The sequence below is a fragment of the Methanolobus tindarius DSM 2278 genome, from assembly GCF_000504205.1.
GTDB classification, from domain to species: Archaea; Halobacteriota; Methanosarcinia; order Methanosarcinales; family Methanosarcinaceae; genus Methanolobus; species Methanolobus tindarius.
Window position 1 is genome coordinate 302,394 of record NZ_AZAJ01000001.1, and the last position, 12,679, is coordinate 315,072.

A 12,679-nucleotide genomic window follows, 5' to 3' on the forward strand; every position below is an offset into this window, starting at 1 on the left:
ATCAACCCTTTGCTTTTTCGATGTACTTTATCAGGTCATGTAAAGGTTTTGTGCCACCGGATATCAAAAAGCCTGTAACTGTGATGTCGATTATCGGAGAAACTGCCACACCCAGCATCAGTAGAAAGCGTATCTGCAAAATGAAGGCCAGAATAATTCCAAGAAAAGATGTCATAAGGAATATCTCAAGGACCATACGATTGTCCCTTTGATTGCGATATTTTAACTGGCTTTGAAGTTCATCATATAACCTGTCTTCTCTGTCCTTATCGCAGTCAACACCAAGCCTGGATTTTATTTTTTCTATCTTAAAAGAAGTTACCTCTATGTCAGCTTTAGTATCATCATACGACCGCATTAGTTTTATGATCGAATCTGTAATTCGTTCAATCACCTGAGCAGCCACATAAAATATTGCAAATACATTAATTACGGACATTGCCTCACCTGAGATATTCAAAATAACCGAATAAATATAATATATCTGATGAATGCAATGGTATATATCAATTCCTAATAATTTTCAAAGAAAAGAAACTGAACTCTTATAGAGTTCAATTTTTAAAAAGATTCAATTGATTTTATGCTTCAACAACAGTGATGCTGAAAGTAAGTGCTTTTCCAGCAAGAGGATGATTCATGTCAAGTGTAAGTGTTTCATCTGTCACTTCAGTTATCTTTGCAGGCATCTGCTGACCATCTGCAGTACCTACCACAATTGTCATACCTGCTGTTATCTCGGTGTCACACTGAAGCATGGATTTTGGAACTGTCTGTGTCATGGCTGGATTTGGTTCGCCGTATGCATCAGCAGCTTCAATTCTGAATGTCTTTTCTTCCCCAACTTCCATTCCCTTTACAGCCTCATCAAAACCTGAAATGACCTGACCTGCACCAACTGTAAATTCAAGAGGTGCATCGTGGTTTTCAGAACTATCAAAAACAGTACCGTCATCAAGTGTGCCGGTATATGAAATTTTTATTGTATCTCCGTCTTTTATTGCCAAAAATATCAACTCAGTTTATAAAAATAAGTTAGCACTCATTTAGCTCAAGGACGTGAGGACTTTACTTAGGTGTTTTGGTGAAAAATGCATGCAGTTGTCATTCCAAGTTTTAAAGTAGGATTGCTGACAATATGAATATTAGATTAGGACTTAGAAGTCCCACAAATCCCGAAAACTGGAGAAAAAACATGACTGATAAAGATCTGACAAAATCATTACAAGAAACTGCTTTTGAAATGAATGCTGACATTATTGGATTTGCAGATCCGGCATGTTTTCTGAACCCTGAATACACAGGAAATAAACCACAGGATGTAATGTCCGATGTCAAATCAGTTCTTGTCCTTGGAGTCAGTGTCCCACGAGGTGCATTTGAAACATTACCAGCAGGAAGAGCAGAATACACAAATACTCTTATGGCAGGTACTGCAACCCTAAGAGTAATAGCATTCCAGCTTGCAAAACTCATTGAGAAAAAAGGCTACAAAGCTACAATATTACCATCCGAGGGAAGTGAATTCGGCTACTGGTATGCCAATAAAGAGACACTGAAAGCCAATATGTCAATCAAATATGCTGCATACCATGCAGGTATCAGCAACTTCGGCATGAACCATTTACTTATAAGTAAGGAGTACGGTCCAAAGGTCCGCATGACTGCAATATTAACTGATGCTGAGCTTGATAATGAGACTGATATTACCTTGCCTTTTGTCCATGAACATTGCAGCAGTTGCCTGAAATGCATAAAAATATGTCCTGTTGGAGCACTTTCAGAAGACGGAACAATTGATAGGCACAAATGTGCAGATTATATGTTCAACACTCTTGGTGGACTCAGGTGCGGAATGTGCATAAAGGTCTGTCCACTATAAAGACAGAACCAAAAAGAAAATTGGCATCAATGATGCCTTGTTGATTTAAAAGGAGTAAAAACATCTTTGATGTTTGAAGTAGACTCAGGCAAGAGTATATTCATTACTTATTTTATCGATGCTTGCTTCCGGCTGATAAGTCTGTCCACCTCTGGAACTACTGGAATCCAATATGAATTTATCAACTACAGACTTCATCTCTCTTGCAAGAGATGAGAGATCTTCTGCAGAATGTGAAAGATCCTGCATGGTGGCATTCTGTTCATGCACAGCAGCTGATGCTTCTTCAGTTCCATTAGCCGATTCCTCAGATATGGCACTTACTTCTTCAATCGATGACGTTACTTCCTCTATTGAAGCTGCCTGCTCCTCTGCGGCTGCAGCAATATCCTGAACCATATTAGCAATCATGTTTCCGGCTTCAACCACTTTTTCAACCACTTCAACTACTTCAGTCAGAGCGGCAGAACCGGTTTCGACCTCATTAACACCCTGATTCATGGAAGTTACTGCATTGTGAGTGCCGGTCTGGATTTCGGAAATCAGTGATTCGATTTGTTTTGCAGCATTTCCTGAATCTTCTGCCAGCTTCCTTACCTCATCTGCAACAACCGCAAACCCACGGCCATGTTCACCTGCACGGGCTGCTTCAATAGCTGCATTGAGAGCCAGAAGATTGGTCTGGTCAGCAATATTGGTAATAAGACTGACTATCTCACCAATTTGCCTGGACTTGGAATCAAGTTCCATTATAACACTGGAAGAATCCCCTGTAGCACTTTTTATTGAGTTCATTTTTGCAAACAAATCTCTTGCTATAGCTCCTAAATTATTTATGAGATCATTGGAGTCCTTTGCACTATCAGCTGCCTTTTGGGAATTTTTGGCTACTTCCTGTACCGTCATTGTCATGTCAACCATTGCACGTGTAACCTCTTCAGTCTTAGAAGCCTGGTTCTGGGAACCCTGTGCAATATCAGAAACTGTTTCAGCTATCTGGTGTGATGAAGATGTCATTTCCTCAATTGATGCAGACATTTCCTCAGATGTTGCTGCAACATCCCTTGAGCTTTCATGGACCAGCGAAACCACATCGTTCAATGAATTTCTTGTCTTTTCAATTCCATCAGTCAGGACTTTGAACTCGCCTATTCCATGGACTTTAACCGGTCTGCTCAGGTTATTATTGGAAATGGCTTCAAGCACTTCGGATGAATCTGCAATAATTGATTGCAACTCCTGCCCGAAACTGTCAAGTGTTGAAGAAAATTCATGGAAATCACCCTTTGTTTCAAAGCTGAACCTGGCATCAAGATGACCTTCCGAATAATTGTGAACAATATCCATTGATTCTTTCAGAGGAGTTACCAATGCATCTATTGCAAGATTTACCGTATCAATTGCCTCCTTGAACCCTCCTTCAAATTCAGAACTTGATGCACGATATTTGAGATGACCGGCTTCCGCTGCATTTCCAAGTTTAATGAACTCGTCAACAATACCCTGAATATTACTTAGCATTGATATGTAACAGGGAACCAGTTCATCATTTTCCGAACGCTTCCCCATTTTCTGAAGGCCTTCAAGATCACTCATATCGCCAATAGCGATCTTCTTGTTCATGCTCATAATAGTCAGCAGCCTTTCATGAATACTATTGGTTGCAGATGCAACCTCCTCAAATATTCCCTGATACTGCCCTTCTACTTTTCTTGTATGATCATTATAGACCATTAACTGCAGGACTTCATTGCTTTCAACAAGTCCTCCAAGGCCGTCAATACAACTATTAAGGTTGTTCTTGATTTCGTTGAAGTCACCATAATATTCATCTGTGATTTTTTCAGGAATGTCACCTTTTGAGATACGTTCTACATATTCTGCCGTCACATTCAGCGGGCTTATAACAGCATCAAAAGCACCATTTACAGTTGATACTGCTTCATTGAACATACCCTGGAATCTAGTATTATCTGCACGATAATCGAGTTTACCATTTTCAGCTGACTGGCCAAGCAGTATGAACTCATCAGTCATTCCTTTTATTGTTTCCATCATACTAACCATGGAAGGAAGAAGTCTGTCATTTTCAGAGCGCTTTCCAATCTGCTTATACATTTCAAGGTCATTGAAATTTCCTTTTGACATATCTTCCAATGTATGCTGCACGTTCATTAATCTCGCACGAACTTCATTTACAGCCTGCATATTTTCTGCAAATATTCCCTGATATTCAGTTTCCACATTGTCCTGAAAATCATTAACCCCATATTTTTTCAGAATGGAAATGCTTTCATTCAGAGGTTTAACAATATTGTCAAGCATGCTATTGATTATTTCTGCAAGTTCAGCCGAATTGGAATTAAAATCATCTGTTTCCAGACGGAAGTTTAAATTTCCTATCGCAGTTGCATTCAGAGCAGCCTTCATTTCTTGTGATAGTTTTGTTTGCTCATCAGCTTCAGTTTTCCATTCCAAAGCCCTGTCCAGAAAACTGTTAAAAGCCTCAGCAAAGTCTCTGTCTTTACCATTCCGATGTAAGCTTAACCTTGCATCTTCTTTACCGGACTCGATAGAATCCAGAACGTTGATGATTTCTCTTTTTTGTTTATCATTCCCTAACATATTTTCACCACATAAAACAGGTATTGAACCTGTTTCAGATCTGCACATACAAACCACAACATATCAAACATTATAGATTAGTACCTGCAAACAGTATTAATATATTAATAATATAAAAGTGTATCATTAAACATAAAAGTGTGATACACTGTGACATTCTTAACTGATTATTCATATTTGGCTAATACAAATGTATGTATAACAGCATAAACCAATAGATAGCAATTAATCTACAGAATTGATCATAAAAAGAGGGAATTTGATGAACAGAATATACAAATATTATCCTGAAGATTTTGGCGAACTGAGTGTAAAAGTCATTCATATGAACCTTATATTCGATGTTTTTGATGATCATACAAAAGTGACATCCGACCTGAAATTGCAAACCCTCGACAAACCCATTGATAAACTTGAACTTAACTGTAAGAAACTGGAAATACTGTCAGTAAGCTGCAGTGAATATGAAATTGACCACGAATACAAAATTAAAGACGATATCCTGCTAATCAAATTCAAGCAAAATGTACCCGAAAACACTGAAATTGTAATTCATACAGAAACTATCTGCAGGCCAACAGATAATATTCTAGAAGGGCTCTATTATGATGAAACACCTGCAGGTGCTCCCCCACAACAGATTACCCAGTGCCAGCAGTGGGGATTCCAGCGCATTGTTCCATGCATTGACGACATGACCGCAAAGTGCACCTATACTACAACCATCATTGCCGATGAGAGATACACAAATCTCATCACCAACGGAGATATCATAGAGGAAAGACACTCTGTGGGAAATGGCAGGGACATGATAGTCTACGATAACTCTGTAACTCCAATGGCGACCTATCTTTTCTTCCTGGGTGTTGGCACATATGATACATTCAAAAAGGAATTTGAATACCCTGAAGGCGATACCTTTGATCTGGAATTACTTGTACCTCCTGGCTCTGACCCTGTGATTGCCGGAAGGTCACTTGATGTCCTTTACGACTCAATTATGTGGATGTATCTCTTTACAGGCCCTGAACAATATAAACAGCCTGAAAAGCGCAAAGAGATCATGGATATGATCAAGGAGAGAGATCTTCTTAAAAATGAAGGTGAAGCTGCAAGTGAAAAACTGGAAAAAATAAGGAAAGAACTGAAAAAAGCTGTTTCATTAATTAAACCGGGATACAAGTACACAGGCACTGTTTACAGGGAAATCGGAATGCAGAACTCCAATTTCGGCGGAATGGAAAACGTAGGAAACACCACTATCAGTACCAATCGTATAATGCCATTCCCTCAAATGACAGATACTGCTTTTGAATATCTCATGAGGGTTAAGGTGCATGAATTTTACCATAACCTGAACGGTTCAGAAGTCACAGGCTGGAGTCCTTTTGAAATATGGCTTAACGAAGCTGTTACTGTTCACATTGAAAGGATGTACCATGCTTATCACTTTGGTGAGGAATACAGCCGTCTTGGTGAAGTGCTTACTCTTCTGGCACCGGGTTCCGGAACATTCGCTCTGGATAAAGGAGCAGCTTCAATGCCAATAATCCCTGACGGCTTCAATGACCCGGACGACCTCATCAGTTCAGTTACATACGTTAAAGCTCCTGAATTTGTGAATATGATCGAGACCATGATGGGAAAGGAGACTTTTGTAAAAGCTCTGGATTCTTACCACTGCAAATTCAAACACTCAAATGCCTCAAGCTGGCAGTGGCTTGATGAGATGGAAAAAGCTTCCGGCATGGATATCAAGGACATGGCAAATATATGGCTTAAACAAACACAGTTCCCGGTGCTTCATGTTGATTCTTCATACAGTGAAGATGAAAGAAAATGTACTTTATCCTTTAAACAGGAAGTTCCTGAAGGAAAATCCTTCTGGGAATTGCCAATATGTGCAGCCCTTGTGGATGGAAATGGAAACGACCTTGCGCAAGTCATGGAGCGCATGACAGCCGGGGAACAGGAAATTGTGATTGAAAATGTTGACAGGCCCGCATTCCTTTCCCTTAACCGCAACTATTCATTCTTTGGAAAGGTCGTTCATGATGCAAGTATTGATGAGTTGATTCTGCAGGCTAAAACGGACTCTGACCTGATAAACCGGTTCCTTGCATTCTACAGGATAGTGGATTCTGAAAAGATGAAACTTATAAGAGATAGTGATGCTCTGCCATCTGAAGAATTCATAGATCTTTTCCATGAACTTATAATGAATCTCGACCTGATGGAAAGAGCAGGTTCACAATTCCTGGCCATCTTTGAATCTGTGGAAGATGATAAGTTTTCACACAGCTACCAGTTGTTGTACGAAGTTAAACAAAGAATTTTAAAAGCCATCGCAAGCAGACATGAAGAAAGTCTCATGTCACTGTATGAAGCTTGCAATGCAAAAATCAGTGATAGTTTAGATTACCTTGAAGGGCAGGTTCATGCTATCAAGTGCAGACAGGTTAAGAATAAATGTCTGTCTATTCTTTCAACTCTTGATACTCCGGCTATTCATGACATGATCAGGAGGCAGTTTGAAACTGCACAAAATGCCACAGATAAACTAACTGCTTTTGGACTTTATCTTGACAGTTCTGCATCTGACAAAATAGAGCTTATGCAGAATTACCAGAAGGAAGCTGAAAAGAACCCGGTCAGCTGGGAAGCTTACCTGAGAGTTATCGGGGGAAGCAGCGGGGATGATGTAACTGACCTGGTAAAACAGGTTGAAAAATCCAAAACTTTCAGGATAGAGCAGGCAAATGACCAGAGAGCACTCTTTGCAAGTTTTGCTTTCAACAGGAAAAAATCCCTGCAAACTGAAAAGGGAAGAGAGCTTCTAAGTGAAATCGTTCCAAAACTGGCTACGGTGAATGAATATAATACTGTGGCAATTCTCAATGTGCTGGCCAACATTGACAGGATGAAAGATGAATATCATATACCCCTTGTGGAAATGATGTTCGGTTTCCTGAACAAGCTTGACCCTGAAAACAACCCGAGTGTATATAACAGGATAAGAAAGATATTGCTCAATACTCCAAGTGCTGTGGCAAAGTATGAGGAGATCAACGGGAAGGTTGACCTGAGTTGAAACCTGATTTCTTCATTATGAAACAACATCATAATGAAGAATACAGGACGATTTCCTGAATGTGGGTATAAGGCTCATAAAATGACCTTTCATGCCCCATCTTTTTTTCTCCACATCCATGTAGTAAAGAGTATCACGATGTTTAATATTTGAATTCCAGCATTCGATTTCAGAAACATCGTTCAGACCCCAGACAAAATCTGCTTTAACATGCTTAATAGTATCATGCCATTTTGAATGCTTACAAGCCCACTGGCTTACTGCATCAAAATGGATTTCAGAACCCGGAAAATGACTGGCAAGATTACAGATCACAGATTTTACCTGAGACTTTGAGAAATACATCAACACTCCTTCAATTACAAAAATAAAATTACCCTGAGGATGATTGTCTGCCAGTATCTCCATCCATTCGCTTTCAAGCATTGAAGCACTTATGTACTTCTGATTTGACTTTGCCGGCAAAAGGATCTGTCTTAATTTTATGACCTCAGGAAGATCAAGCTCATAGAAAACAGCCTTTTTGCTGTTAGAAAGTCTCTGGTAACGTGTATCAAGCCCGCAGCCTATCAGGACAACCACAGGATGCTGGTGTTTTTCAATAAAGCCAGACACTTTAGTATCAAAGTGACGAACTCTTATTGAAGTCCCGATACCACTCATTTTTCCTTTGCTGAATTTTGAAAAGTCATAATCGATTTTGCTGACAAGATCTTCAGCTGTCGGGTCACTGATAATTCCACCCGGATTTTTAGTCTCTTCGCTTCGCATGTATAAAGTGATAAATAAAGTCTCAGCTATTTCATTTGAAATCTGAGGCCTTATTTTAGGAATTAAAGATTCTTTCATTATTTCACTCCCTGAAAATGATTTTACTGAATTACATTATTTACGACCTTTTATTTTCATAACCCCTAACAAGACCACAAGAGTTACCATAAATGCAACTGCAATTCCTGAAACCGAAGATATTGTAGAGGTCTCTTTTGGAGTAGCAGGTATGGATTCTCCGGAGGAAACAGGTACATTATCTGCAGTACTTTCAAGTATTCCATTGTCGTTTTCATCAACAACATTGACATCTGCATCTTCAGTTTCTCCTGATTCAACCGATGAAGCAGAGGTTCCCATGTTACCTGAAGTACCGGAAGATGAACTGCTCTTACTGCTACCAGTTTCTGAATCTGATGAAGCAGAGACTGAAAGATCAAGACTTACAGTGTCACCGGGGTTTGAGGTACTAAAATCCGCACCCGAAATCCCGGATTCAACTCCATCCACATAAAACTTTATATTTTCATAATCCGCAGGCTCACATGTTACAACAAGCTTTGTACCTGGCTGATCCCCATAAACTCCGTCCGAACTGACAGTTGTACTTCCAATGACCTGTCCGTCAAGTTCTGCTGTTATTTCAGTTCCTGCTGTGGCTGCTTCATCTCCCGTGCTGACACTGCCTTCAATTATCAAGGGAAGGGAAGGAACAGTACTTGAATCTGCAGATGCAGGAATGGCAGACATTCCCACAACTACCATCATAAGTATAACCAGACATCTCGTATTGTAAAAACTGTGAATTCCAAATTTTAAAAACATTTTTTCACCTTAAACACTAATAGGAAAAAGAGGAAGAAGAAGATGGGAAAATACCCATCTTCAACTCATTCCAATCCATTCTCCGTCATCCATTCATCAGAAACCGTACAATATTGTCTCCTGTGTTACCAGAATCCAGTATCCATTATAGGGGGCCATCTCAAAAGAGTCAGTGCCTACATGACTGCCGGAAATTACTCCTGTTTCACCATTATGTCCCACATAACCGTAAGACATGGTTTCGGAATAATAAGGACCTTTGATCAATGAATATGAATCATCCATTGACTGAAGTGTCATTTTCGCAGACAGGGAATCTGCAGCATCACTATATCCTATGGCATTCCAGCCTTTGTGCAGGCTTATTGTTGCAGGAACTGCTGGTACCGCGGGCTTGAGTTTGTCACTTGAAACAAACTGTGAATATCCAAGAGAATTCTTGATCCAGTAAGCCTTAAGGGGCTCCAGTTCTGTGAAATCAACTCCACCCTGTTCCCACATTCCTGATGATGTGTTATAGTATAATACCACATCATATTCAATATCCTCAAATACAGAATCAACTGATGCATCATTTAGTTCAGAAGGAACTGAGATGAAATTCCAGCCTGAGGATATTGGAAGCCCATCGGAAAGAGATGTTGAAACATCAAATAATTCCTCAGAAGGACCATAGGTCATCTTTTCCTGCATCATAGATTTCAGCAGTTTAAAAGCACTTTTTTCTTCTGCGGTTGCCGTTCCAAGTTTTGCCTTCGTTCTCAGTTCATACATATTGTCATAAAAGACATCATCACTGATGGAAACCTCTATGGAGTCCCCGCTTGATTTCTGAATGAAAGTGTAATCATAGTTTTCAGGTATGATATACGTTTCATCCGTACCTTCAGGAGCATCAATTGTGTAATCTTCTGTCAGGTTACCAAGAATGTACAGGAATACTTCCTCATGCCCGTCAGAAGGATGTGCACTGATTATGCTCACGTCGCCTCTATGTGGTATACCTTCCCATACATCCTCAAATGAGAATGCTTCAAGGGAAGAACGATATGCACATACTCCACAAAGACATGCTTCAAGGTCATCAAAGGATATTGTTACAAGCTCTTCATCATCATATATTGAAATTTCAGGATATGAAAGCTCTCTTGCAACCATGACTTCTATCCAGTCACCAACATTGCTGTGAGGAATAAGAGCCCTGCTGCCTTCTTCCGGATAGCTGTAATCCATGTCTTCCAGAAGACGTGGGATTTTTGTGTTTGTGTAATACCCTTCACATGCAAATACCGGAATAATAATAGCATGGGATGACTCGGAAACGTTACTGACAACATTACTTATTTCAAATGATGTAAGTTCCTCATTTGACTCGTCTACATTGATAAATCCATATCTTACATCTTCGATATTGATGCCCATACTATGCCTTAAAATGAGTTTTGCTTTGTCTGAAAGGGATGCTGAGCTTTCATTCCAGCCTTCAAGATCTTCACCTGTGGTACCGTGCAAAGCAAGTATAACGGTTTCGTTCTCTGCATCCTGCACCAGTTCAGCGGCACGGTCTGCGATTATTTTTGCAATGAATGAGTGATCGTCCATTGCACCTGTCATGATAATCTCAGACTCTGTATCCACCTGAACCAGTCCTTCCTCAGGTGCTTCACTTGTAAGACCAAGAATGTACTGAATCTCACCGATGTGGCCGCTGTTTGATGAAATAAATAGTGGAACTGCGACTATCTTTGTTACACCCTGTTCTTCCAGTTTATCCACTGCATCCGGAAGAGTTTCATTTTCCACCATTTCAAGGAACCCGATCTCTATTGGATAATCAAGGTTCGTATCTTCAACTGCGGTTCTGACTGCATTGCACCAGGTCTCGCTTGTACTTCCATGAGCCACCACAAGAACTCCAATGGTTTCACTGCCTGACTCTTCTGAAGAATCACTGGCACCAGCGGGCAAACTAATTGTCAATACCACCATAAAGACCACCAGGACAGTTGCAATGGTCTTTGAAATTATTTTATGCCTATTTTTCATTAATCGTCACATCCTATTGGATGCTACTCAATAATGGTGTTAGGAATATACATAGGATATCCTAATAAAATTAGATTTTTGTTGATAACCTAACTTTTGGAAAAAACAAAAGAGAGGCATAACCCGGCTATACAAGAACTAATTATTGGATTTTGATTTTTAGTCTAAAAAATGTAGTCAGTACGAAAAAGGTAAATAGAATAAAAATATAATAGGTTTTGCTACCATGCAGCAACTATATTCAAAAGCACATTCGGCTTCCTGATAGAGCTACATAGGTCACTTTCTACAGCAGTGCAACATTATTTTTCAAACTGTTGCATGGTAGCTTCCGCACATTTTCTTTTTGTAAATATCGGACCCTGATTAAATATCTGAAGATTTAGACATTACTTTGGCTCTGTAAAAATCCTGCTCAGAAAACATAATTGGATTCTGTAAACTGTGTCATTGCAAGGCATGAAACATTGAATGAAATATAGACTTCAGATTTTAGATGTTCTGAATAGTATCTCTGAACTACTGTAAAATTATAAGATTAAATTATAGGATTTTAGTCAAATGCTTACTTTTTTAATGGCAACGCCCATTACCTAAAATTATTTGGGAGCTCTACAAATACACCTAAAATATATAGATAAGACGTCGAAAAATTGTTTACCAAAATAATTTTTTGAATACAAAACTAGGTGACGAATATGAAAATAAATAACAAGAAAACAATATTGACAGGTGCATTTCTGTTACTGGCATTGATTGTAGCCATGCCCACAGTAGCTGCAACAGCCTATAATTATTCAGATACTCCTGGAACCACCGATACCCTGATAGCAAGAATGTACAGCAATACTACAATGTCATGGTCTGCGACATCTGTTCAGGACCTGATAGATTCATACCCTGATGGAGACTTTTCATTTGAAAGTGTTCCGGATGGAAATTATAAACTCTATCTTGCATACTGGATTGATGCCATGAATGCCTGGGGAGTAGGCACTAGTGACGTAGTTACTGTACAAAACGGACAGGTCCTTGAAAGTGTAAGTGTGAAGGTGTATTTAGTTAATTCCTCAGACAGCGATTACCCAAGCACTCCAGCAGAACAAGCATGGGCCATGGGTTTCTTAAACACTGTACAGAACTCTACAGTATACCCATCATCCGGCAATGGTGCAATATCAGGAACTGCTACTACATTTGACACAGCCAATACAATCCCCATGAATGCGTGTAGAGGTGCAACAATAGGATTATGGCAACTTGGATAATTGCATCCTGCCGCATTGTAAAATGCTGCAACAATATTTTATTTTGAACATACAGGCACCTCTGAATAAAATAATGGTGTCGTTTTCTTTTTTGACTTTAAACATGATTAATGCAGTCCTGGAAGCATCGAATACCAACCCTTCAGAGAGATTTAAAATAATGACCTTTGG

Annotated in this window: 9 protein-coding genes; 3 read left to right on the plus strand and 6 right to left on the minus strand. The window is 39.5% G+C overall.

Annotated elements, in window-relative coordinates; all coding sequences use genetic code 11:
* Position 1: 1 nt before the first annotated feature.
* Complete coding sequence (locus METTI_RS01420) at positions 2-439, minus strand: hypothetical protein (RefSeq protein WP_023844027.1); 438 nt, start codon at positions 437-439, stop codon at positions 2-4.
* Positions 440-581: 142 nt separating this feature from the next.
* Entirely contained in the window at positions 582-1,007 is a 426-nt protein-coding gene (locus METTI_RS01425; protein WP_023844028.1) for an FKBP-type peptidyl-prolyl cis-trans isomerase, read from the minus strand.
* 188 nt (positions 1,008-1,195) lie between these two features.
* Here METTI_RS01425 and METTI_RS01430 point away from each other — a divergent pair, with 188 nt between their 5' ends.
* Complete coding sequence (locus METTI_RS01430; RefSeq protein WP_023844029.1) at positions 1,196-1,882, plus strand: 4Fe-4S binding protein; 687 nt, start codon at positions 1,196-1,198, stop codon at positions 1,880-1,882.
* 84 nt (positions 1,883-1,966) lie between these two features.
* Here METTI_RS01430 and METTI_RS14910 read toward each other — a convergent pair whose 3' ends face one another.
* Positions 1,967-4,507 (minus strand): methyl-accepting chemotaxis protein, encoded by a 2,541-nt coding sequence (locus METTI_RS14910; protein ID WP_169729088.1) that lies wholly within the window; start codon positions 4,505-4,507, stop codon positions 1,967-1,969.
* 262 nt (positions 4,508-4,769) lie between these two features.
* Here METTI_RS14910 and METTI_RS01445 point away from each other — a divergent pair, with 262 nt between their 5' ends.
* Entirely contained in the window at positions 4,770-7,598 is a 2,829-nt protein-coding gene (locus tag METTI_RS01445) for a M1 family metallopeptidase (protein ID WP_023844031.1), read from the plus strand.
* 15 nt (positions 7,599-7,613) lie between these two features.
* Here the strand turns inward: METTI_RS01445 and METTI_RS01450 are convergent, their stop codons facing one another.
* The 3 genes from METTI_RS01450 to METTI_RS01460 form a co-directional block, all read right to left on the minus strand.
* Positions 7,614-8,447: a class I SAM-dependent methyltransferase gene (locus METTI_RS01450; RefSeq protein ID WP_023844032.1), complete on the minus strand. Its 834-nt coding sequence runs from the start codon at positions 8,445-8,447 to the stop codon at positions 7,614-7,616.
* A 36-nt stretch (positions 8,448-8,483) separates the two neighbouring features.
* A complete protein-coding gene (locus tag METTI_RS01455; RefSeq protein WP_023844033.1) occupies positions 8,484-9,194 on the minus strand; it encodes a hypothetical protein in 711 nt (236 codons plus the stop codon).
* 96 nt (positions 9,195-9,290) lie between these two features.
* Positions 9,291-11,240 carry a sirohydrochlorin chelatase gene (locus METTI_RS01460; RefSeq protein WP_048135009.1) on the minus strand — a complete coding sequence of 650 codons (1,950 nt, stop codon included), beginning with the start codon at positions 11,238-11,240 and terminating at the stop codon, positions 9,291-9,293.
* A 698-nt stretch (positions 11,241-11,938) separates the two neighbouring features.
* Between METTI_RS01460 and METTI_RS01465 the strand changes: the two genes are divergently transcribed.
* Positions 11,939-12,508: a hypothetical protein gene (locus tag METTI_RS01465; protein ID WP_023844035.1), complete on the plus strand. Its 570-nt coding sequence runs from the start codon at positions 11,939-11,941 to the stop codon at positions 12,506-12,508.
* Positions 12,509-12,679: the final 171 nt, after the last annotated feature.